The organism is Tessaracoccus lubricantis (assembly GCF_039544535.1).
Lineage (GTDB): Bacteria > Actinomycetota > Actinomycetes > Propionibacteriales > Propionibacteriaceae > Arachnia > Arachnia lubricantis.
The window spans coordinates 159,374-181,438 of the sequence record NZ_BAABLV010000041.1 but is presented as its reverse complement, the minus strand read 5'-3'; the positions used below and the strand labels follow the sequence as shown (position 1 = coordinate 181,438).

The 22,065-nt window shown below is 69.8% G+C and carries 18 protein-coding genes and 1 tRNA gene; 11 read left to right on the top strand and 8 right to left on the bottom strand.

The window, feature by feature from the left end; genetic code table 11:
- The first annotated feature begins 107 nt into the window (after positions 1-107).
- A tRNA-Met gene (locus ABEA30_RS14405) sits at positions 108-181 on the top strand.
- Between the two features lie 79 nt (positions 182-260).
- Here the strand turns inward: ABEA30_RS14405 and ABEA30_RS14400 are convergent.
- Positions 261-956: a TetR/AcrR family transcriptional regulator gene (locus ABEA30_RS14400; RefSeq protein WP_345584050.1), complete on the bottom strand. Its 696-nt coding sequence runs from the start codon at positions 954-956 to the stop codon at positions 261-263.
- 140 nt (positions 957-1,096) lie between these two features.
- Here ABEA30_RS14400 and ABEA30_RS14395 point away from each other — a divergent pair, with 140 nt between their 5' ends.
- The 7 genes from ABEA30_RS14395 to serA all read left to right on the top strand — a co-directional run bounded on the left by ABEA30_RS14395 (position 1,097) and on the right by serA (position 8,286).
- Positions 1,097-2,152: a LacI family DNA-binding transcriptional regulator gene (locus ABEA30_RS14395; protein WP_345584048.1), complete on the top strand. Its 1,056-nt coding sequence runs from the start codon at positions 1,097-1,099 to the stop codon at positions 2,150-2,152.
- Complete coding sequence (locus ABEA30_RS14390) at positions 2,142-3,647, top strand: ABC transporter substrate-binding protein (RefSeq protein WP_345584046.1); 1,506 nt, start codon at positions 2,142-2,144, stop codon at positions 3,645-3,647. Before ABEA30_RS14395 ends, ABEA30_RS14390 begins: the two co-directional genes overlap by 11 nt.
- 6 nt (positions 3,648-3,653) lie before the next feature.
- The gene (locus tag ABEA30_RS14385) at positions 3,654-4,613 is read left to right on the top strand and encodes an ABC transporter permease (protein ID WP_345584044.1); all 960 of its coding nucleotides are present in this window, start codon (positions 3,654-3,656) and stop codon (positions 4,611-4,613) included.
- Positions 4,610-5,419 carry an ABC transporter permease gene (locus ABEA30_RS14380; protein ID WP_345584042.1) on the top strand — a complete coding sequence of 270 codons (810 nt, stop codon included), beginning with the start codon at positions 4,610-4,612 and terminating at the stop codon, positions 5,417-5,419. Before ABEA30_RS14385 ends, ABEA30_RS14380 begins: the two co-directional genes overlap by 4 nt.
- Positions 5,416-6,261 carry an ABC transporter ATP-binding protein gene (locus tag ABEA30_RS14375; protein WP_345584040.1) on the top strand — a complete coding sequence of 282 codons (846 nt, stop codon included), beginning with the start codon at positions 5,416-5,418 and terminating at the stop codon, positions 6,259-6,261. Before ABEA30_RS14380 ends, ABEA30_RS14375 begins: the two co-directional genes overlap by 4 nt.
- Positions 6,258-7,031, top strand: coding sequence for an ABC transporter ATP-binding protein (locus tag ABEA30_RS14370; protein WP_345584038.1), 774 nt, complete (start codon positions 6,258-6,260; stop codon positions 7,029-7,031). The genes ABEA30_RS14375 and ABEA30_RS14370 overlap by 4 nt, the downstream gene beginning before the upstream one ends.
- A 64-nt stretch (positions 7,032-7,095) precedes the next feature.
- The gene (gene serA / locus ABEA30_RS14365; protein WP_345584036.1) at positions 7,096-8,286 is read left to right on the top strand and encodes a phosphoglycerate dehydrogenase; all 1,191 of its coding nucleotides are present in this window, start codon (positions 7,096-7,098) and stop codon (positions 8,284-8,286) included.
- Between the two features lie 15 nt (positions 8,287-8,301).
- Here the strand turns inward: serA and hisN are convergent, their stop codons facing one another.
- The 4 genes from hisN to ABEA30_RS14345 are packed head-to-tail and all read right to left on the bottom strand — an operon-like array spanning position 8,302 to position 11,905.
- Positions 8,302-9,090: a histidinol-phosphatase gene (gene hisN / locus ABEA30_RS14360; RefSeq protein ID WP_345584034.1), complete on the bottom strand. Its 789-nt coding sequence runs from the start codon at positions 9,088-9,090 to the stop codon at positions 8,302-8,304.
- A gap of 21 nt (positions 9,091-9,111) precedes the next feature.
- Positions 9,112-10,095 carry a ribosome small subunit-dependent GTPase A gene (gene rsgA / locus ABEA30_RS14355; RefSeq protein ID WP_345584031.1) on the bottom strand — a complete coding sequence of 328 codons (984 nt, stop codon included), beginning with the start codon at positions 10,093-10,095 and terminating at the stop codon, positions 9,112-9,114.
- A complete protein-coding gene (gene aroA, locus ABEA30_RS14350; RefSeq protein WP_345584029.1) occupies positions 10,092-11,348 on the bottom strand; it encodes a 3-phosphoshikimate 1-carboxyvinyltransferase in 1,257 nt (418 codons plus the stop codon). The genes rsgA and aroA overlap by 4 nt, the downstream gene beginning before the upstream one ends.
- The gene (locus ABEA30_RS14345; protein ID WP_345584027.1) at positions 11,345-11,905 is read right to left on the bottom strand and encodes a DoxX family protein; all 561 of its coding nucleotides are present in this window, start codon (positions 11,903-11,905) and stop codon (positions 11,345-11,347) included. Before ABEA30_RS14345 ends, aroA begins: the two co-directional genes overlap by 4 nt.
- 26 nt (positions 11,906-11,931) lie before the next feature.
- On the opposite strand from ABEA30_RS14345, the gene ABEA30_RS14340 reads away from it, so the two are divergent.
- Positions 11,932-12,630, top strand: coding sequence for an SOS response-associated peptidase (locus ABEA30_RS14340; protein ID WP_345584025.1), 699 nt, complete (start codon positions 11,932-11,934; stop codon positions 12,628-12,630).
- On the opposite strand, the gene ABEA30_RS14335 is transcribed toward ABEA30_RS14340, so the two are convergent.
- On the bottom strand, positions 12,623-15,406 hold the full coding sequence (locus ABEA30_RS14335) for a S8 family serine peptidase (protein ID WP_345584023.1): 2,784 nt from the start codon (positions 15,404-15,406) through the stop codon (positions 12,623-12,625). The genes ABEA30_RS14340 and ABEA30_RS14335 overlap by 8 nt on opposite strands.
- Before the next feature lie 151 nt (positions 15,407-15,557).
- Between ABEA30_RS14335 and ABEA30_RS14330 the strand changes: the two genes are divergently transcribed.
- Both ABEA30_RS14330 and ABEA30_RS14325 read left to right on the top strand, forming a co-directional pair.
- Entirely contained in the window at positions 15,558-17,156 is a 1,599-nt protein-coding gene (locus ABEA30_RS14330) for an ABC-F family ATP-binding cassette domain-containing protein (RefSeq protein WP_345584021.1), read from the top strand.
- Positions 17,157-17,238: 82 nt separating this feature from the next.
- A complete protein-coding gene (locus ABEA30_RS14325; RefSeq protein ID WP_345584019.1) occupies positions 17,239-18,666 on the top strand; it encodes a phosphoglucomutase/phosphomannomutase family protein in 1,428 nt (475 codons plus the stop codon).
- 10 nt (positions 18,667-18,676) lie between these two features.
- Here ABEA30_RS14325 and ABEA30_RS14320 read toward each other — a convergent pair whose 3' ends face one another.
- Positions 18,677-20,644: an alpha-glucosidase gene (locus tag ABEA30_RS14320; RefSeq protein WP_345584017.1), complete on the bottom strand. Its 1,968-nt coding sequence runs from the start codon at positions 20,642-20,644 to the stop codon at positions 18,677-18,679.
- On the bottom strand, positions 20,604-21,980 hold the full coding sequence (locus tag ABEA30_RS14315; protein ID WP_345584015.1) for a glycoside-pentoside-hexuronide (GPH):cation symporter: 1,377 nt from the start codon (positions 21,978-21,980) through the stop codon (positions 20,604-20,606). The genes ABEA30_RS14320 and ABEA30_RS14315 overlap by 41 nt, the downstream gene beginning before the upstream one ends.
- Between the last annotated feature and the right edge of the window lie 85 nt (positions 21,981-22,065).

The following is a 22,065-nucleotide window of genomic DNA, read 5'->3' as shown; positions in this document are numbered from 1 at the left end:
GCGGGCATCTTGAGATGAGTCAACGAATCGGCCTACGCGGGCATCTAGCGTGAGTCAACTCGCCGATTTGTGTTCTGGCGAGGGCTTCCCTATAGTTGGACGAGCGACGCGGGGTGGAGCAGCTCGGTAGCTCGCTGGGCTCATAACCCAGAGGTCACAGGTTCAAATCCTGTCCCCGCTACTACCGGAGGAACTCCCGGCCAGGTGACTGGCCGGGAGTTCCTGCATCTGCGGCCCGGCCATCGCGCCCTCGACGCCGGTCACCTCCCCAGGAGTTCGAGCGCCTGGTCCAGGACCACCTCGAACCATGCGGCCGGATCGGCGAAGGCGTCCGCGCCGAACTCCTCGAACGACTCGGCCCGCACGGCCCCGAGCACCAGGAGCCAAGCGGACAGGCCCCTCGACATCGCAGAGGCACCAAGCCCGGGGTGGACCTGGCCCACCATCCTCATGATCGGCGCCAGTGCCGCCGCCGCTCGAGGGTCCTCGTCGGAGCGTCCCGGGGCCATGTCGGAGAACGCCTCCAACAGTCGGTTGGTCACGCGGGTCCCAGGCCCCCCGGTCTGCTCGCCCGGCGCATGGTAACCAGGGACGGGGGAGCCGTACACCAGTGCGAACTGCTCAGGATGGTCGAGCGCCCACGCACGGACCGCCCTCCCGATCTGGCGGAAGCGCTCCTCGGCCGAAGCGCCCGGAATGAGCGCGGCGTCGACGGCGTCGCCGAGCGAGTCGTAGGCCTGCACGATCAACAGCGTGAGCAACTCGTCACGGCTGGCCACGTACCGGTAGACGGCAGAGGAGACCATGCCCAGGTCGCGGGCGACGGCCCTGAGGGACAGCCCGGCGGCGCCGTCGCGGGCCAGGTGGCGACGGCCCGTGTCGAGGATCGCGCGCTCGGTCTCTGCACGCTTGCGCGCGCGCTTGCCGGGGTTCTCCGCGGTGGGTGCACTCATCATCCGGCCATGATGCCACGTGTGGGAGCAGTGCTCTTGCTTTGGGGGTGCCGACACGAGTCGGTAACGGTTGGCCGCGTCGCTTGACCGCCGCAGGATACGGGAGCACGATTGCCTCCAACTTGAACGATCAAGGGGGTGAGATGAACAAACCCACGCTGGCGAGCCTGGCCGCCGAGCTGAACCTGTCGCGGCAGACGGTCTCGAACGTCATCAACTTCCCGGACCGAGTGCGCCCCGAGACGCGGGCGCGGGTCCAGGAGGCCATCGAGCGTTCCGGCTACCGTCCGTCCGCGGCGGCGCGCGCGCTGCGCAACCAGCGCGCGATGGCGCTGGGGCTGAGGCTCAGCAACCCCCGAAATGGCATCAGCGGCTCGATCATGGACTCGTTCACCCACTCGCTCGTGGAGCGGGCAGACCAGAGCGGCTACCGCGTCGTGCTGTTCCCGGCGCGCACCAACGACGAGGAGGTCGACAAGCTCGTCGAGCTGCGCCGCACCCTCGCGATCGATGCGTGCATCCTCACCGACACGTGGCTCGATGACACCAGGCCGGCACAGCTGACCGAGGCCGGCGTCCCGTTCGCGTCGTTCGGCCGACCCTGGGGGTCGGTGGACCACGGCCGCTGGGCGGACGTCGACGGACGGGCCGGCGCCGCCGAGGCGGCGGCCTACCTGCGCGCCCAGGGCCACGAGCGCATCGGTTACCTGGGGTGGTCCGACGGCTCCCCGGTGGGCAAGGACAGGCGGGCCGGCTGGGCCGGCGCCCTCGGCCTGTCCGCGGCCGCGGAGGAACAGCTGGCCGTGGAGGTGGAGGACACGGTCGACGACGGCGCGGAGGGCATGAAGGAACTGCTCGCGAGGGGAGCCACGGCCGTGGTCTGCGCGTCCGACACGCTCTCGCTGGGGGCCTACACCGTGCTGCGTCGCCGGGGAGCGTCCGGCCGCTGGATCATCGGGTTCGACAACACCCCCGTCGCCCGCGAACTGGGCATCTCCAGCATGGTGCAGCCGGTCGAGGACGTGGCCGCCACCGTGCTCGACATGGTGCTGCGGCAGATCGCGGACCCGGCGGTGGAACTGCGGGGCGTGCTGGTGCCCCCCGTACTGGTGGCGCGCGACGGGTCAGGGGTCATCGGGTCTGGATACACTGATGACGCTCCAGCCCCCCTCGAAGGGAACACCACACATGCGCCGTAGCAGCCTGTCGGTGGCCGTCATCCTGGCCCTCGTAGCGTCGATCGTGCTGAGCGCCTGTACGCGGCCCGACACCGGGTCGCCGACGGAGGGCGGCACGCTGAACATCGGCGTGACCACGCGCCCCGATGGACTCGACCCCATCACCGTCGCCGGCGCCGGCACCCCGTTCGTGCTGCTCTACAACGTCTACGAGACGTTGGTGAAGGTCGACTCCGACGCCAACATCAAGCCGCTGTTGGCCACGGAATGGACCGTCTCCGACGACTCGCTGGTCTACACCTTCACGCTCGACCCCGGTGCGAAGTTCGCCTCCGGTGCGCCGTTGGACGCAGAGGCCGTCGTGGCCAACTTCGAGCGCAACCGGGGCGAGACGGCCACCGCGCAGATCCGTGACAAGTGGGGCCCTGTCGACACCATCGAGGCCGTCGACCCCGCCACCGTCGAGGTGACGCTGACCCGGCCGTCGCACGCCTGGCTGTATGACCTCAGCGGCCCCATGGGCATCGTCGCCGACCCTGCCGCTTTCGCCACGATCAACACCACCCCGGCCGGTTCCGGCCCGTACACCTTCGGCGAGTGGGAGGAGGGCTCCTACATCCGGCTCGCCTCCAACGACGCCTACTGGGGCACCCCCGGGCGCTTCACCGACGTGTACTTCCGCTACTACTCCGACCCCAATGCCATGAACGCGGCGATGTTGTCCGGCCAACTCGACATCATCTCGAACCTCACCGTGCCGCAGTCGATCGAGCAGTTCCGCGACGAGTCGCGCTACACCATCCACGAGGGGACCACCACCGGTGAGGTCGTCCTGGGCTTCAACCACGGGTCGGCGCCGCTGCAGGACCTCAAGGTCCGCCAGGCGATCAACCACGCCATCGACAGGCAGACCCTCGTCGACGCGGTGTGGGCCGGCATCGGACCGCTGATCGGCTCCCACGTCCCGCCGACCGACCCCTGGTACGAGGACCTGTCGCAGGCCTACCCCTACGACCCCGCCAAGGCACGCGAACTGCTCAAGGAGGCCGGCCACGAGACAGGGCTCACCCTGCGCCTTCGAGTGCCGGTGCTGCCGTACGCACCGCCGTCGGCCCGATTCATCGCGGAGCAGCTGGGCGAGGTGGGCATCGACGTGGTCGTCGAGGAACTCGAGTGGGGCCGTTGGCTGGAACAGGTCTACGCCAACCACGACTACGACATGACGATCGTGGCCCACGTGGAGCCCCGCGACATGACCGCATTCTCCTTCGAGGGGAACTACTGGGGCTACGACAACCCCGACTACAACCGCCTCCTCGAGGAGGCTGACGCCTCGCTGACGGAGGACGAGCAGGTCGCCAAGCTGAAGGAGGCCGCCCGGCTGCTCTCCGACGACGCGGCCGCCGACTGGCTGTTCCTCCTGCCCAGCATCATCATCACCACCCCCGACATCTCGGGCGTCCAGGTCAACCAGATCTCCCTGTCGTTCGACCTGACGATGCTCGCCAAGGGTTGATCCCGGGTGGCCCTGCGGCGGGTGCTGGTACGGGCGGCCTGGCTGCTGGCGAGCCTCCTACTGGCGTCGTTCCTGATCTTCGTGGTGGCCAACGCGCTGCCGGGGGACATGGCGCAGATCATCCTGGGCTCCAACGCGGCACCGGGCGAGGCGGAGGCGCTGCGCGAGCGCCTGGGGCTCAACCGCCCGTTCATGCTGCGCTACCTCGAGTGGCTGTGGGGCGTGCTGCGGTTCGACTTCGGCGCGTCCTACATCAGCGGGCGCGCCGTCGCACCGCTGATCGCCGCCCGCCTCGAGGTGACGCTGTCGCTGACCATCCTCGGCATGCTCGTCGCGGTGCTCGTCGCATTGCCGGTGGGCGCGTACGCGGCGGTCCGACGGCGGCACGCCGACGGCGCGGTCGTCTCGGCGCTGTCCCAGGTGGGGCTGGCCGTCCCGGCGTTCTGGGCAGGCATCTGGCTGGTGATCATCTTCGCCATCCAGCTGCGGTGGCTCCCCGCGGGCGGGTACGTCTCCTACTGGGACTCGGTGGGGCAGTGGTTGACCCGGCTCATCCTGCCCGTGATCTCACTGGCCCTGGTGCAGGGCAGCGTGATCTCCCGGTACGTCCGCTCGTCGGTGGTCGAGGTGATGCAGGAGGACTACTTCCGCACGGCGCGTGCCGTCGGCTGGTCGCGCGGCGGGGCCCTGTTCAGGCACGGCCTGCGCAACATCGCGATCTCCCTGCTGACGGTCATCGGCCTGCAGCTGGCCACGCTGCTGGTGGGGGCCATCATCATCGAACAGGTCTTCGCCCTGCCGGGCCTGGGCTCCGCACTCCTGCTGGCCGTCTCGCAGCGCGACCTCGCCGTCGTCCAGGCCATCGTGTTGTTGCTGGTCTGGAGCGTGCTGGTGATCAACTTCGTCGTCGACGTCACCTACCAACTCATCGACCCGCGGCTGCGACGGGCGGCTGAGACCCCATGAAGCGCGCCACCCTCCACACGGGGCTCACCCTCATCGCCGTCATCGTGCTGCTGGCGGTGGTGGGGATCTTCTGGACGCCGTACAGCCCCACCGCAATGGTGGGCGACCGGCTGCTTGGCCCCGGTTGGCCGCACCTCCTGGGCACCGACGGGTTCGGCGCGGACATCTTCTCGCGCATCATCAACGGCGCCAAGATCGTGCTCCTCGTGGGCATCGTGTCGGTCAGCGGTGCCGCGCTCGTCGGCGTGCCCGCCGGAATCTTCGCCGGCATGAAGCGCGGCTGGGTCGGGGAGATCCCCGCCAGGCTCGCCGACATCCTGTACGGATTCCCGGCGCTCCTGCTCGCCATCCTCTTCGCCGCCGCGCTGGGCGGCTCCACCTGGACGGCGATGCTGGCCATCTCGATCGCCACCATCCCGGCGTTCGTCCGGATCGCGCGCGCGGCGACACTGCAGGTGATGGCGCAGGGCTACGTCGAGGCGGCGCGCCTGAGCGGCACGCCCGGGCGGTCCGTGGCGGTGCGTCACGTCCTGCCCAACATCGCCCCGGTGTTGGGGGTGCAGGCCTCCGTCAGCTTCGGCATCGCCATCCTCGCGGAGGCAGGCCTCTCGTACCTCGGGCTCGGCTCGCGGGCCTCGGAGCCGACGTGGGGCCGCATGCTGCGCGAGGCGCAGGACTACATCTTCAGCGAGCCGGTGCAGGCGCTGTGGCCGGGCCTGGCCATCGCCGTGGCCACGATGGGCTTCAACCTGCTCGGCGACGGCCTGCGCGACCTGCTCGACCCCCGGCTGAGGGAGCTGCGATGACCCCCGCCACCGACGCACCGACCCTGGAGGTCACCGACCTGACGGTCACGTTCGGCCGCCGCAGGCAGAAGGCCGTCGACGGCGTCTCGTTCACCGTCGCGGCGGGGGAGACTCTGGGCATCATCGGGCAGTCGGGGTCGGGGAAGTCGGTCACGGCCCTGGCGATCATGGGCCTGCTGCCGGAACACGCCGTGGTCAGCGGCTCCATCCGGTTCGGCGGCCGCGAGCTCGTCGGGCTGGGCGAGCGGGAGTACCGCGGGTTGCGCGGCGACGACCTGGCGATGATCTTCCAGGAACCGATGACCGCGCTCGACCCGACGATGCGGGTGGGGCGCCAGATCGGTGAGGTCGTGGCGCTGCACCACAGCGACAGGCGCGGCGGCATCCGCGGGGAGGTGCTCACCTGGCTCGGCCGGGTCGGGATCGACGAGCCGGAGCGCATCGCCGATTCGTTCCCCCACGAGCTGTCCGGCGGCCAACGGCAGCGCGCGCTGATCGCGATGGCGCTGGCGAACCAGCCACGCCTCGTGCTGTGCGACGAGCCCACCACGGCGCTGGACGTGCTCGTGCAGCGGCAGATCCTCGCGCTGCTGCGCGAGCAGCTCGAGGGCCGCTCGGCCATCTTCGTCTCGCACGACCTCGCCGTCGTGCGCCAGACCGCCACTCGCGTCGTCGTGATGCTGGAGGGCCGGATCGTCGAGGAGGGCCCCATCGAGGCCGTCATCGCGCAGCCTCGCCACCCGTACACGCGGGGCCTCATCGCCTCGGCGCGGATCGACCGGGTGCCGCCCGGGCAGCGCCTCCCGTCGGTGGCCGACTTCTACCGGGTGGAGGGGCAGTGAGCATCGTCGAATTGCGCGGCGCGGGCGTCACCTACCGGCGCGGCGGCAGGCCCTTCGTGGCGCTGCACCCGTCCGACGTGGTGATCCGGCCGGGCGAACGCGTGGGGGTGGTCGGCGGCTCAGGGTCCGGCAAGACGACGATGGCCAGGCTGATGCTGGGCCTCGTGCCCCCGTCAGAGGGGGACGTGCTGTTCGACGGCCGCTCGATCGTCAGCCTCCCGGAGCGTCGTCGGGGCTGGCTCCGGGCCGCCGCGTCGATGGTGTTCCAGGACCCCAACTCCTCGCTCAACCCCCGGATGAGGCTGCGCGACATCGTGGCCGAACCGCTGCGCTCGCCGGTGCTGCAGGGGCGCGGCGACGTGCCCGCGCCCACCGTCGACGTCCTGGCAGGGGCGCTGCAGGGAGTGGGCATCGACGCCGGCATGCTGGAGCGCTACCCGCACCAACTCTCGGGCGGGCAACGCCAACGGATCGCCATCGCCCGTGCGCTGATCTCAGACCCCGCCTTCCTCGTCGCCGACGAGCCGGTCTCGGCCCTCGACGTCTCGGTGCGCGCCCAGGTGCTCAACCTGCTCACCGACGAGGTCGCGGAGCGCTCGCTGGCGCTCGTACTGGTCTCGCACGACCTTGCGATCGTGCGGCACATGTGCGAGCGCGTGCTGGTCGTCGAACGCGGTCGGATCGTCGAGCAGGGCGCCGTCGGCGACGTGCTGGACAGCCCGCAGCACCCCTACACGCGGGCGCTGGTGGACGCGACGCTGACGCTTTAGCTGGTAGCGGACTGGACTGGACGCCCGAGCGGCGCACCCGCCGGGGAGCGTAAAGTGGCCCCTCGTGAAGGCACTCCTCCTTGAGAACATCCATGCAGACGCAGCCAAATCCCTCGAGGCCAAGGGCTTCGAGGTGGAGACCCGCTCCGGCGCCCTCGCCGAGCGAGACCTGATCGCCGCCCTCGACGGCGTCGACTACCTCGGGATCCGATCGCGCACGCACGTGACGCGCCAGGTGCTCGAGTCGGCCACCGAGCTGCAGTCCGTGGGCGCCTTCTGCATCGGCACCAACCAGATCGACCTCGAGGCCGCCACCGAACTGGGCGTGGCGGTGTTCAACGCGCCGTACTCCAACACCCGCTCGGTCGTGGAGCTGGCCATCAGCGAGATCATCGCCATGGCGCGCCGCCTCACCGACCGCAACCGCGACATGCACAACGGCGTCTGGGACAAGTCCGCCATCGGCTCGCACGAAGTGCGCGGCCGCACGCTCGGCATCGTCGGCTACGGCAACATCGGCTCGCAGCTGTCGATCGTGGCGGAGGCCCTGGGCATGCGGGTGCTCTTCTACGACATCGCCGACCGCCTCGCGCTGGGCAACGCCCGCCGCGTCGGCTCACTCGACGAACTGCTGGGCTCGGCGGAGACCATCTCGCTGCACGTCGACGGCCGCTCCGAGAACAAGAACATGTTCGGTGCCGCCGAGTTCGCCAAGATGCGCCCGCGCTCGCTGTTCCTCAACCTCTGCCGCGGCCCCGTCGTCGACCTCGACGCGCTGCACGACAACCTCGTCAGCGGCCACATCGCCGGCGCCGCCATCGACGTGTTCCCCACGGAGCCCAAGAGCAAGGACGAGCCGTTCGTCTCGAAGCTGCAGGGCCTCAGCAACGTCATCCTCACCCCGCACGTGGGCGGCTCCACCCAGGAGGCGCAGGAGGACATCGGCCGCTACGTCGCCGGCAAGATCAACGACTACGAGACCACCGGGTCCACGTCGATGAGCGTCAACCTGCCCGAGGTGGCGGCCGGCCCGCTGCGCGAGCGTCGCATCGTCCACCTGCACCACAACGTGCCGGGTGTCATGGCGCGCCTCAACTCGCTGCTGGCCAAGCACGACATCAACATCCTGTCGCAGACGCTGTCGACGAAGGGTGCGCTGGGCTACGCCATCACCGACATCGCCGCGGCCGACGTCGACGGCCTGCTGGCCGAGCTCGAGGGGCTGGACGAGACGTTGCGCGTCCGGGTGCTCTGAGCCCGGCCGACCCCGTCAGCGGAGGTAGTTCAGCGCGGCGTCGTGGAGGAGCCCGTTGGTGGCCAGCGCCCCCGGGCCCTTCACGCCGTCCTCGCCGCTCAGGTTCGTGAAGCGGCCGCCCGCCTCACGCACGATGATGTCGAGCGCGGCCATGTCGTACAGCTCGAGCTCCGGCTCGGCCGCCACGTCGACGCAGCCCTCTGCCACCAGCATGTAGCTCCAGAAGTCGCCGTAGGCCCGGGTGCGCCACGACGCCCGCATGAGGTCGATGAAGCCCTGGCCCTTGCCGGAGTCCACCCACTCCGCGATGTCGGAGTAGGACAGCGACGAGTCCTCCACCTGCGATACCTTGCTGACGCGCAACTCGGTGGCGTTGAGGATGGATCGGCCGGTGTAGGCGCCGCCACCTTCGGAGGCCCACCAGCGGCGGCCCAGCGCGGGGGCCGACACGACGGAGGCGACGATGCGGCCCTCCACCTCGAGCGCGATCAGGGTGGCCCAGACCGGTACGCCGCGCAGATAGTTCTTGGTGCCGTCGATCGGGTCGATGATCCAGCGGCGCGGCGAGTCGCCACTGTCGGCGAACTCCTCGCCATGCACCGCGTCACGGGGACGGGTGCGGGCCAGCGTGCGTCGGATCGCCTCCTCGACGGCGGTGTCGGCCTCCGTGACGGGCGTGGCGTCGGGCTTCGAACGGACCTGGAGATCCAGCGCCTTGAACCTGCTCATCGAGAGCGAGTCGGCGTCGTCTGCCATGAGGTGCGCAAGGCGCACGTCGTCGGTGAGGTCCTTGGTTTGTGCCATGACCCCACCGTAGCGGGAACGTCAGATGAAGGCCGCTTCCATCCGCCGGAACGACGCGAGCCGCTCCGGCGACAGCCGACCGTCGGCAACGGCGTCATCGAAGGCGCAGTCCACCGCGCCGGTCTCGTGCTTGCAGCCGCGTGGGCAGTCCTCGGCGATCTCCCTCAGGTCGGGGAAGGCGCCGACCACGGATTCGGGGGAGACGTGCATGATGCCGAACGAGCGCACGCCCGGCGTGTCGATGATCCAGCCGCCGCCGGGCAGCTCCATGGCGAGCGCCGAGGTGGACGTGTGGCGCCCCTTGCCGGTGAGTTCGCTCACCTCGCCGGTGGCGCGGTTGGCGTCAGGGATGAGCCTGTTCACCAGGGTGGACTTGCCGACGCCCGAGTGGCCGACGAACACCGTCACCCGGCCCCCGATGGCGTCGCGGATCTCGCTGAGGTCGGCGTCGGGCTCGGTGACCAGGATCGGGACGCCCAGCGGCTCATAGGCGTGCTTGAGTTCGTCGGGCGAGGCCAGGTCCGCCTTCGTCAGGCACAGCACCGGCTCGATGCGTGCGTCGTAGGCCGCCACGAGGATGCGGTCGATCATGCCCATCCGGGGCTGTGGGTCCGCCAGCGCCGTCACGATGAACAGCTGGTCCGCATTGGCGACGATGGGCCGCTCGAAGGAGTCGGCGTCGTCGGCGCTGCGGCGCAGCATGGTGGAGCGCTCGAGCACCTCCACGATGCGGCTGAGGCTGCCCTCCTCGCCGCTGACGTCGCCGTCGAGGCGCACGTTGTCGCCGACGACCACCCCGCCCTTGCGGTCGATCAGCCGGCCGCGCACCGCGGTGACGTGCCGCCCGTCCAGCAGGCACCGGTACCGGCCGCGGTCCACCGAGATCACGCGCGCGACGGGCAGCGCCGAGTAGTCGGGGCGTTCCTTGGTGCGCGGCCGGGTGCGGCGACGTGGCCGGTCGAAGTCCTCGACGTCGCGATCGTGCTTCTCCCAGCGGTTGTTCAACCGACCAGCCTCGCCCAGTCCTGGGGGAAGGCCGGCATGGTCTTGGAGACGCACTGGAGGTCCGTGACCGTGATGCCGGGCTGCTTCAGTGCCACGAGCGCCGCGAAGTGGACCATGCGATGGTCGGCGTAGGTCTCGACCTCGGCCCGCGTGAGGCCGGTGCCGCCCTCGATGGTGAGCCCATCGTCGGTCTCCTCTGCGCGGATGCCGAGCTTGCGCAACTCGGCGACGAGCGCGGCGAGCCTGTCAGTCTCGTGGCCCCGGATGTGCGCCACGCCGCGGATCCGGGTGGTGCCGTCCGCCACCGCGGCGAGCGCCGCGATCGACGGGGTGAGCTCAGATGCGGTGGTGAGGTCCACGTCGATGCCGCGCAGCTGCTCGGGGCCGCTGACGGTGACCTTGTCGGCGTCGCGTTCGACGGTGGCGCCCATGCGCTCGGCGATCTCCAGGAAGAGCGCACCCGGCTGCAGTGAGCTACTCGGCCAGCCGGGCACCGTGACCCGTCCGCCCGTGGCTGCTGCAGCGGCCAGGAACACCGAGGCGTTGGTGAGGTCCGGCTCGATCGTGAGGTCACGGGCTGCGATGGTGCCGGGGGCGACGACCCACGTGCGCTCGTCGGGCTCCTCGACGTGCACCCCACGGGCCCGCAGCATCTCGACCGTCATGGCGATGTGCGGGCGCGAGGGGAGCCTCTCACCGGTGTGCCGGACGGTCAGGCCACTGGGGAGGAGGGCGCCGATCAGCAACAGCCCGGAGACGAACTGGCTGGAGCCCGAGGCGTCGACGGAGGCCTCGGAGCCGAGGCTGGCCGGCGGCACGAGGCGGAAGGGGATGGCGTCTGCCGACACGAGCGCGCCGAGCTGCCGCAGGCCGTCGAGGATGGGGGCCATGGGACGCTCGGAGGCGTGCGGGTCACCGATGAACGAGCTGGGCCCGTCAGCAAGCAGCGCGATGGGCGGCACGAATCGCATGACGGTGCCGGCGAGGCCGCAGTCGATGTCGGCGGCGCCGCGGAACCGTACCGGCGGGATGACGCGCAGCGCCTCCCCGTCCGGCTCGAGCGAGACACCGAGCGCGCGCAGCGCCTCGATCATCAACCGTGAATCGCGCGAGTCGAGGACACCGCGCAGCGTGCTGGGCCCGTCGGCGAGCGCGGCGAGCACCAGCGCGCGGTTGGTCTCCGACTTGGAGCCCGGGACAGTCAGTTCCCCCACGACGGGGGAGGAGGCGGAGGGGAGGGGCTGGCTGGTCAAGGAGTAACGGCCTCGATCTTCTTGCTGAGCTTCTTGGCCTGCTTGCGGGCCTTCCGGCTGACGTCGCTGCTGATGGCGGAGACCTTCTTCTCCGTCACCTTGGCAGCGTGTGCGGAACGCCATGCGAGGCTGGGCCGGCCCTGGAGGTCCTGCGTTGCGAGCACGGCCGCTCCGAGCAGCGCCGCGTTGCGCAGAATCTCCGGGCGGGCGTGCTCCTTGGCCTCCTGGGTGGCGTGCTTGCCGGGCATCGAGACGGCCAGGTTCAGCACGCTGGCCTTCGCCAGCAGCAGCGCACCGATGCGGCGGCCGAGGCCGGTGGCGAACATGGCGCCGCCCACGATCTGGGCCACGCCCGAGATCCGCACCCAGGTCTCTGCCTTCTCGGGGACGTATGACGCAAGGTCTGCGGGCACCACGCGCTGGATGAGCGGGGCCACCTTGTGGGTGAACGCCTCGGCGTCCGGCGCGGTGTCTGCGGGCTTGGTCACCGCCTTGACACCTTCGGAGATGTAGTAGCTGGCGAACAGGCTTCGGGCTACGAATCGCAAGAGACTCATGGAAGCACCCTACTAGCCTTGATGTCATGTGTGGACGGTATGCCGCGACGGCCAACCCCAGCGAGCTGGTGGAGGAGTTCGAGATCTCCTTCATCGACGACGAGATGGCGGAGGTGGCCACCCCCCGCTTCAACATCGCACCCACCGACGTCGTGCCCGCCGTGGTCGAGCGCGAGAAGGACGGCGAGGTCACCCGGAAGCTCGTGCCGCTCACGTGGGGCCTGGTGCCCAGCTGGTCGAAGTCGGCCAGCGGGGGAGCCCGACTGATCAACGCACGCATGGAGACGGTGACGAAGAAGCCCTCCTTCCGGCGAGCGGCCGCAGCGCGGCGCTGCCTGCTACCGGCGCTGGGCTATTACGAGTGGCGCGAGGAGGAACTGGCCGGCGCGAAGAAGCCCGTCAAGCAGCCGTACTTCCTCACCCCGCCGTCGGGCCTCATGGTGATGGCCGGGCTGTACGAGTTCTGGAAGGGGCCCGACGGCTGGCTGTCGACCACGACCATCATCACCACCGAGGCCACCGACGAGTACGGCTGGGTGCACGACCGCATGCCCATGGTGGTGCCGCGCGACAGTTGGGACGACTGGCTGGACCCGCACCTGACCGACGGTGACGCCGCCGTCGCGATGCTGACCGCCCCGCTGGACCTGGGGCACCGCAAGGTGTCGCGCGAGGTGAACAAGGTGGGCACCGAGGGGCCCCAGCTCGTGGAGCCCGTCAGCTGAACATCACGATGTTGTTGAACACCCAGGCGTTGGCCTGGCCGAAGCGGTAACCGCCCGAGGCCGACGGAGTCGCCGAGTAGACGGTGGTGAGCGTGTAGGAGCGACAGGCGCCCCTGCCGGTCTGCGCGGTGTCGCACTCCGTGCGCCACTGGCGGCCGCCGGAGGTGAACCCGTCCATGTCATGGTGGGCCAGGGGGTTGGCGCCCCACGCGCTGCGGGTCATCAGCGGCAGGTACGTGAGGTTGTTGAACGCCCAGCCGTTGCGGCGCACGAACTGGCCGTCCTCGATGACCACCACCGTGGCCCAGATGTCGGTGCGGCACCGCTCCGTGGCGGAGTACGGCTCACACTGCGTGAACCACTGGCGGCCGTTGTAGCTGTGCGTCCCGGCGAGCGTGTAGGGCGCGGTGCGCTGGAACTGCTTGGCCGGCGGCTTCGTCGGGCCGGGGGTGGCGGTCGCGGTCCGGGTCGGCGTCGGGCTCGACGGGCTGCTCGGGGCCGGGGTCGACGAGGGTGAGGGGCTCGCCGTCGGCGTCGGGGTGCGGGTGGGCGTCGGGTTGCCGGTCGGCGTCGGGCTGGTGGTGGGTGTCGGTGTAGGGGACGAGGCGACCTGCCCATAGCTGAAGGCGCGCGAGTACCACTGCTGGATGCGGCCGTCGCCGTCGGGCGCCTCGACCGCGAGTCCCAGCACGTACCTGCCGTCAGGGGCGGGCTTCAACCCGTCCGCGGTCTGCTGCAGGCCGTCCCAGGTGAGCAGCAGCACCCCGGGCGAGCGCCCCATCCTGTCCCACCGCAGCAGGCCCTCACGGCTGGACGCCACGGGGAGGCCCTTCGAGTCTGCCCGGAACACCGCGAACTGGAGGCTGCGCGCCGGGTACGCCAGGTGCAGGGCGACGCTGGGGAGCCGCGACGGGCCGAAGCCGGCGCCCTGGTCGGCAGCGCTCCACGCGGGGTTCTCGTCGAAGCAGATCGGGCCCCAGCTGGCGCTGCAGCTGGCGTTGGCCAGCGTGGTGAGCCCCTTGTTCATCGACGGCAGCAGCTCGACGCTGCCGTAGTCGCCCGCCATGCCCGCGAACGGCACGCGGCGGGGCTCACCGACGTCGGGGGTGAGCACGACGAAGCCGCCGTACACGGTGCCGGTCACGGCGGCCGCCGGGGCGTCGATGGTCACGGTCAGCTCCGCGGTGCGGCCGGGCGGCACCGTGACCGACGCGCGGCTGAACGTCACGCGGGCCTGCTCGGCGCCCAGCGTGAGCGTGTTCTGGGTGAGGCCGCCCCCGGGCGCAGGGCGGCTGGTGTCGACGGGCTGGTGCGTCGGCGTCCAGGTGACCGCCGTCGTCGACGGGTTGCTGATGGTCAGGGTGGTGGTGCGAGGACCGTCGGCCGACTCGCCCGCCGAGATCTTCGACGGCGTCACCAGCGCCGCCGTCGTGGCCGCCCTGTCGACACGGATCAGCCCCGCGCCCTGCTGAGCAGTCGGCTTCCGGTCGGCGGCCCTCGCCGTGTTCTGCAGCCTCGCCAGCGCCTCGGCCGGCGTCAGCCCGGGGTGGGCCTCCAGCAGCAGCGCGACCGCGCCGGCCACGTGGGGCGAGGCCATGGAGGTGCCCGACATCCCGCCGTGGCGCGACGTCTTCTCGAGCGGCATGGTGGACCAGATGCCGACGCCGGGCGCACCCACGTCGGGCTTCAGGGTGAGGTCGGCGGCCAGCCCCCAGGACGAGAACCCGGCCGGGGTCGGCGTCGTCTCGCTCTCGAAGGCCGCCACGGCGATGACGTCGTGGCCGGTGGCTGGCGCGCCCAGCGACTGACCGAGGTACTCCCCGTCGTTGCCGACCGCAGCCACGACGACCACCCCGGAGGCGGCCAGCCGGTCGGCTGCTTGCGCGGTCGGGTACTCGGCCCACGCCTCGAAGGAGGCGCCGAGGCTCAGGTTCACCACGTCCATGCCGTCGGCCTGGGCGCGCTCCATGGCCGCGAGGATGACGTCGGTCTCCGTGCCGCCGTCGCACCCGAAGACGCGGTAGGCGCCCAAGGTGGCCTCCGGCGCGACGCCCGTCACCTGGCCGTTGGCCCCGACGATGCCGGCGACGTGCGTGCCGTGGCCCTGGCAGTCGTCGGGCCGCGGGTCGGGCACCGGGCCGTCGGAGCCCACGCCGTAGGCGTCGCCGACGAAGTCGTAGCCGTAGGCCACCCGCGCCGAGGGGAAGGCCGTGCCGCCGGGTGTGCCGTCGCCGCCCAGGTCGGGGTGGTCGAGGTCGATGCCTGTGTCGATGATGCCCACCTTCACGCCCCGGCCGGAGAGTCCCAGCGTGCCCTGCGCGATGGAGGCGCCGGTCACCTCCAGCGGCGGGACGGCGCTGGGCGTGGTGGTCTGACGGGTCTCGGGGACGGAGACGGGGAACACCGGGTAGATCGCCTTGATCCCGGTCAGGTCCTCGATCCGCGAGATCTCGGCGGCGTCGGCCTCCACCGAGAACCCGTTGAACAGGCTCTGGTAGGTGCGCCCGATCGCCGCTCCCGGGCTGGCCCGACGGATGGTCTCGCGCACGTCGCGCTGCTGGCGTTGGATCGTGGAACGGTTGCCGCCGGTCGTCGTGGGCTCGGAGGTCAGTTCGACGAACCACTTCGGGGTGCCGGGGAAGCGCGCCGAGACGCCCTGCTCCGGGGGCGTCGGCGGCACCGTCGGGTCACCGAGGGCGGGCACCGAGGTGCCCACCAGCAGGGCGACCACGCCCAGGGCCAGGGGCGGGATGAGACGACGGATCTGCCTGCGCACGGGGCGGCCCCTGGGGTGAGGACGGGAAGGGAACGATGTCATTCAACACTGCGCTGCAACTGCGGGCCAAACCACCGGCGCGCAGGCTCCGGTGTCGCTCGTCGACGGTGTCCGGTTTGCCGATCGGGGCGCGGGGAGGAAGACTGGACCGGTGCTGCAGGTCAAGGACATCGAAGTACGCGCGGGAGCGCGCCTGCTGCTGTCCCCGGTCAGCTTCCAGGTCATCAACGGCGACCGCATCGGCCTCGTCGGCCGCAACGGTGCGGGCAAGACCACCCTCACGCGCATCCTCGCCGGCGAGGGCCAGCCCGCAGCCGGCGCCGTGACGCGCGCGGGCCAGTTGGGCTACCTGCCGCAGGACCCGCGCTCCGGCGACCCCGAACAACTCGCCCGCGACCGCGTGCTCGGCGCGCGGGGCCTCGACACCGTGGTGGCCCGCATGCGCAAGGCCGAGGAGACCATGGCCACGGCCGAGGGGCGCGTCCGGGAGGACGCCATGGCGGCCTACTCCCGGGCGGAGGCCGCGTTCGTCGCGGCGGGCGGGTATGCGGCGGAGTCGGAGGCCGCGCGCATCGCGGCCAACCTCGGCCTGCCGGACCGCATCCTCGCGCAGCCGCTGAAGACGCTCTCGGGCGGCCAGCGTCGCCGCATCGAGCTGGCGCGCATCCTGTTCTCCGACGCCGACACCCTCCTGCTCGACGAGCCCACCAACCACCTCGACGCCGACTCGATCGTGTGGCTGCGCAGCTACCTGCAGGGCTTCTCGGGCGGCCTCATCGTCATCTCGCACGACACCGAACTGCTCGACGCCGTGGTCAACAAGGTCTTCCACCTCGACGCCAACCGCTCGGAACTCGACATCTACTCCATGAACTGGAAGCGCTACCTCCTGCAGCGCGAGACCGACGAGCGGCGCCGCAAGCGAGAGCTGGCCAACGCGGAGCGCAAGGCCAGCCAGCTGATGCAACAGGCCGACAAGATGCGCGCCAAGGCCACCAAGGCCGTGGCCGCACAGAACATGGCCAGGCGGGCCGAGAAGCTGTTGGCCTCCGTCGAGGGGGAGCGGCAGGTCGACGCCGTCGCCAAGATCCGGTTCCCGGAGCCCGCGCCGTGCGGCAAGACGCCGCTGCGCGGCTTCGACCTCAGCAAGTCCTACGGCTCGCTCGAGGTGTTCACCGCGGTCGACCTGGCCATCGACAAGGGCTCGAAGGTGGTCATCCTGGGGCTCAACGGTGCGGGCAAGACCACGATGCTGCGGCTGCTGAGCGGCATCGAGGAGCCGTCCGCCGGGCGGGTCGAGCTGGGCCACGGCGCACGCATCGGCTACTACGCGCAGGAGCACGAGACGCTCGACGTGAACCGCAGCGTGCTGAGCAACATGGTCTCGGCGTCCCCCAACCTGGGCGACACCGAGGTACGGAAGGTGCTCGGGTCGTTCCTGTTCACCGGCGACGACGTGGACAAGCCCGCCAAGGTGCTCTCCGGCGGTGAGAAGACGCGGCTCGCGCTGGCCATGCTGGTGGTCTCGGCCGCCAACGTGCTGCTGCTCGACGAGCCCACCAACAACCTCGACCCGGCGTCGCGGGCCGAGGTGCTCAGCGCGATCAAGACCTACGCCGGCGCCGTCGTGCTGGTGACCCATGACCCCGGGGCGGTGGAGGCCCTGCAACCCGACCGGGTGCTGATCCTTCCCGACGGCGTCGAGGACCTCTGGTCGGATGACTACGCCGAACTGATCGATCTCGCGTAGAACGTTCACATTTCGTGCGCATTCGCTCGCTTCGGGGACACCTCCGCGCACTGCACGGGCAGGCGGGTCTAGGGTGAGGGACGTGGCGAGAATCAACTTTGGTACCGGCGGATGGCGCGCGATCATCGGCGACGAATTCATCCGCAGCAACGTTCGACTGCTGTGCGGGGCGCTCGCGCAGCGCATCAAGTCAGAAGGGGCCCAGGATCCGGGCATCGTGATCGGCTACGACCGGCGCTTCCTCTCCGACGTGGCCGCGCACTGGGCCGCCGAGGTGTTCGCAGGCGAGGGCATCCGCACCCAGGTCATCAAGGTCGCGCAGGCGCCCACGCCGATGATCATGTGGACCGTCAAGGACCAGGGCCTGCCCTACGGCATGGCCATCACCGCGTCGCACAACCCCGCGCTCTACAACGGCATCAAGGTGTTCACCGCCGGGGGCAAGGACGCCGACGAGGAGATCACGCACGACGTCGAGCGCCGCATGACGCAGCTCGAGGGAGCAGGCGAGGACGAGATCGGCCACATCGACTACGCCAAGGCGTTGGCCGCCGGCAAGATCACCGAGATCAACCCGTTCAACGGGTACATCGACTCGATCATCGACCAGGTCGACATGCAGGCCATCAAGGACGCCAACCTCAAGATCGCGCTCGACCCGATGTTCGGCGTGTCCAAGACGTCGCTGCAGACCATCCTCATGACCGCCCGCGCCGACGTCGAGGTCATCCACGATCGGCACGACACGCTGTTCGGCGGGCGGATGCCGTCGCCGACCAGCGCCACGCTCGAATCGCTGAAGCGCTATGTGGTGGACAACAAGTGCGACCTGGGCATCGCCACCGACGGTGACGCCGACCGCATCGGCGTCATCGACGACAAGGGCAACTTCCTCCACCCCAACCAGTTGCTGGTGATCCTCTACTACTACCTCCTCAAGTACAAGGGCTGGAAGGGTGCCGTCGTGCGCAACGTGGCCACCACGTCGCTGCTCGACGACGTGGCCAAGCGGTTCGGTGAGGAGTCCTACGAGGTGCCGGTGGGCTTCAAGTGGATCTCGGGCAAGATGCTCGAGACCGACGCCATCATCGGCGGCGAGTCCTCTGGTGGCCTGACGGTTCGCGGCCACATCTCCGGCAAGGACGGCATCTACGCCGCCGCACTGCTGGTCGAGATGATCGCGGTGGTGGGCAAGCCGATGAGCCAGATCTACGAGGAGATCACCGGACAGTTCGACCCCCACTACATGGCCGAGACCGACTTCTCGTTCCCGCCGGAGCGCAAGCCGGAGATCCTCAACACCCTCATGGTGGAGAAGAAGCTGCCCGAGTTCACCGAGAAGGTCGTCGACGTGTCGTATCGCGACGGCGCCAAGGTCTACTTCGAGGACGGCTGGATCATCGCGCGCTTCTCCGGCACCGAGCCGCTGCTGCGCATCTTCTGTGAGCTGCCCACCCAGGAGCGTGCCGAGGCGGCGTGCGCGGAGATGCGCGCGTTCCTCGGTCTGTGAGGCCTGCGGCTCAGTAGATCCGGCTGACGATCGCCTCCCACGGCTCCATCACGGGGCCGCGGGGGCCTCCCAGGACCGGCACGATGGTGCCCCGGACGTGCGGGCGCTTCCGCGGCCGGTCCGAGGTGTTGCATTCGATGAGGAAACGCTGCCTGCCCAGTGTGCGCTGGTAGCCGAAGTAGTACTTCTTCTGCCGGTGCACCCAGCGGAGGTCGCCGAGCGTGAGGGCCCGGAACTTGCGGCGCAGCGCGATCAACGCCCGGTGCCACGCGAACACCGAGTCCGGGTCCTCCATCTGTTCGGCGGCCGAGAAGCCCGGCGTCGTGTCCGTGCCGGCCAGCCAGGCGGGCGCCTCGCTGAAGCCGCCGTCGGGGTCCCAGCGGAGGGGCACGCGGGCGTGGTCGCGGGTGCCCGCGAGGATCTCGCGCCACGCGTCCGACGGGCTGATGCCTGCCGTGAGCAGGTCTGCGTGCCGGTTGATGGACTCTACGTCGCGCAACTGCTCGACGTCCTCGAACGCGTGGTTCGTCGCGGCGAGTTCCTGGCCCTGGAAGAGGAACGGGGTGCCGCGCATCGTCAGCTGGATGGTGGCCAGCATCTTGCCGATCGCCGTGCGCACCGCCGGGTCGGACTCCCTGCCGCCGCCGAACTTCGACAGCATGCGCGGATTGTCGTGGTTGTCGAGGAACACCGCGATCCAGTCGTTGGGTGACAGGTGCCGGTCATAGGCGCGGTAGAAGCGCTTGAGGTACCAGAGCTTGTAGTCATAGGTGTGCCAGCGCGTGGTGCCGGGGTTGTCGAGCACGTCGAAGTTGAAGATGAGGTCCATCTCGCCGCGGCCGTAGCCGCTGAGCAGCCGCCCCAGTTCCATGCCGATGCCCGGCGTCTCGCCCACCATGAGGCCGATCATGTCGGGCGGCAGCGGATCCCCGAGGGTGCCGTCGGGGAGGCGGCGACGGGGGGTGGAGGCGGGCGCCTCGCGGCGGGTGAAGCCCTCGCGGCGGAGACCCCGGAGGAATTCGTGCAGGCGCGGCCCGTAGAAATAGTGTTCGACGCCGACGAACTCGAGGAGGTCGCCGATGAACGGGTGGCCGTCGGGCAGGCCCGGTGCCTTCGAGATGTAGTTGATGACGTCGAGCCGGAAGCCGTCGATGCCGCGCTTCATCCACCAGGTCACGATGTCGGCGACCTCCGCGCGCACGTCCTCGTTGTCCCAGTTGAGGTCCACCTGCCCCTCCGCGAACAGGCGCAGCGCCCAGCGCTCGGCCTCCGGGATCCAGCGCCATGCAGGGCCGGAGAAGAACGAGCGCCAGTTGTTGGGCGGTGTGTCGGGGGAGCCCTTTCGCAGGAAGTAGTACCCGCCGTACTTGCCGTCGGGATCGGCGATGGCCTTCTGGAACCACTCGTGCTGGGCGGAGGTGTGGTTGACCACCAGGTCGAGGATGATCCGCATGCCCCGCGCGTGGCATTCGGCGATGAGTTCGTCCACGTCGTCGAGGGTGCCCATCTCCTCCATCACGGCCCGATAGTCGCGCACGTCGTAGCCCATGTCCTCGTTGGGGGAGTCGAAGATGGGCGAGAGCCACAGGCAGTCGACGCCGAGGTGCTGGAGGTAGTCGAGCTTGCCGATGATGCCGCGGATGTCGCCGACGCCGTCGCCGTTGGAGTCGGCGAACGAGCGGGGATAGACCTGGTAGATGACGGCCTCGCGCCACCACGGCGTCGGGTCCGGCGCGCGCCCCTTCAGCGGTCGCTCGGTCTCGCTGTTGACCAGGTTGAGGATCATGTCGACCATGCCGGGCCCAGTGACGGGCTCGGTGACCTTCTCCACCACCCAGATGGGCAGCCCTGCGAAGAGGTAGATCAGGCGCCGCGGGTACCCGGTCTGCAGGAACAGCTTGTCGATGATGTCGCGGCCGACCGGGTTGCGGTACAGGTCATTGATCGTGCTGCGCTTGGTCACCAGCTTGTACGACATGGCGCTCCTTCACTTCGCGGACGATGCGGGCGTAGAACTCTTCGTCAAGTTTGTACCGCGCGCGCAGGATCAGGTAGCTGCCGGCCATGAGAATCGCCGGCAGCACCAGCATCGACAGCCGCAGCGTCAGCCTGCCGTCGTCGGAGACGTCCGCTGCACTGGTGGCCTCGTCGATGCCCGAGATGATGAGCGTGGCGCCCACGATGCCGCTGGCCACCGCGTTGCTGAACTTGTAGATGAACGGCTGGAGCGAGAAGGTCACGGATTCGTTGCGGCGCCCGAGCTTCCACTCGCCGTACTCGACGGAGTCGGCGATGAACATCACCATCAGGAGTTGCACCGCACCCTGGCCGCTGAACAACAGCACGCCGGCGACGGCCACCATCGCCAGCGAGGTGCCGGAGAAGAGGAACACCGCGTAGCCCGCCAGGCACAGGACGGTGGCGAGCAGGTGGATCTGCCTGCGGCGCAGCACCTTGGACACGAGCGGGAACGCGGCGAGCGCGGCCACCTGCGTCACGCCCAGGACGGCGGCGAACAGCGAGTAGGCGCCCTCGTCGCCGAAGATGTACTTGAAGTAGTACAACCCGAACGACGTGGTGGTGATGTAGCCGCCCATGTAGGCCACCATCGCCACCGTCACCCAGAGCAGCTGGTCGTTGCGGAAGATCACGGAGAACAGCTCGCGCAGCGGGGTCGCCTGCGGCGGTGCGGTGACGCGTTCCCTGGTGAGGACGAGGTTGAGCGACTGGAAGGCCAGCATGATGAGCACCAGCCCCAACGCCAACACGAACCAGGCGGTGCGCTCGGAGCCCAGGACCGCCGTCAACCAGCCGGTCAGGGGCACGAGGCCCACGGCCACGGAGAACAGGCCGACGTTGGCGCAGATGCGCGCGACCACCCCGATGCGCTCGCGTTCCTTCTGGTCCAGCGTCAGGGACGGCAGCATGGACCAGTAGGCGATGTCGTTGATGGTGAAGGCGATCTCCCACACGAGGTAGAGCACCGCGAACAGGATCACGTAGCCCCAACCGTCGACCCCCGTGTCGAAGAACATCAGCAACGTGCCGATGCCCCACAGCAGGCCGCCCCAGAAGATCCAGGGCTTGAACTTGCCCCACCGCGTGTGGGTGTTGTCGACGATCACGCCCATGATGGGGTCGTTGACCGCGTCGAAGACCCGCATCACCACGAGGATGACCGTCACCACTGCCAACTGCCTGCCACTGACGTCGAGGACGTCGGTCAGGTAGAACATGAGGTACATCGACACCAGGGCCGCGACCATGTCGCGACCCAGCGTGCCCAGGCCGAATCCCCAGCGATTGCGTGCCATCGAGGCCAACGTCATGCGGCACACCCTAGTGATGGACGTGGGCCACGGATCGGGCACCCGCCCCGCGGAATCGGGTACACGTGTG

Bases quoted from the DNA above. Each gene is read 5' to 3' on its own strand.
- ABEA30_RS14395 (WP_345584048.1), top strand. From the start codon at position 1,097: ATGAACAAACCCACGCTGGCGAGCCTGGCCGCCGAGCTGAACCTGTCG.
- ABEA30_RS14315 (WP_345584015.1), bottom strand. From the start codon at position 21,980: ATGGCACGCAATCGCTGGGGATTCGGCCTGGGCACGCTGGGTCGCGAC.
- ABEA30_RS14375 (WP_345584040.1), top strand. From the start codon at position 5,416: ATGACCCCCGCCACCGACGCACCGACCCTGGAGGTCACCGACCTGACG.
- ABEA30_RS14320 (WP_345584017.1), bottom strand. From the start codon at position 20,644: ATGTCGTACAAGCTGGTGACCAAGCGCAGCACGATCAATGACCTGTAC.
- ABEA30_RS14340 (WP_345584025.1), top strand. From the start codon at position 11,932: ATGTGTGGACGGTATGCCGCGACGGCCAACCCCAGCGAGCTGGTGGAG.
- ABEA30_RS14390 (WP_345584046.1), top strand. From the start codon at position 2,142: ATGCGCCGTAGCAGCCTGTCGGTGGCCGTCATCCTGGCCCTCGTAGCG.
- ABEA30_RS14345 (WP_345584027.1), bottom strand. From the start codon at position 11,905: ATGAGTCTCTTGCGATTCGTAGCCCGAAGCCTGTTCGCCAGCTACTAC.
- hisN (WP_345584034.1), bottom strand. From the start codon at position 9,090: ATGGCACAAACCAAGGACCTCACCGACGACGTGCGCCTTGCGCACCTC.
- ABEA30_RS14400 (WP_345584050.1), bottom strand. From the start codon at position 956: ATGATGAGTGCACCCACCGCGGAGAACCCCGGCAAGCGCGCGCGCAAG.
- ABEA30_RS14380 (WP_345584042.1), top strand. From the start codon at position 4,610: ATGAAGCGCGCCACCCTCCACACGGGGCTCACCCTCATCGCCGTCATC.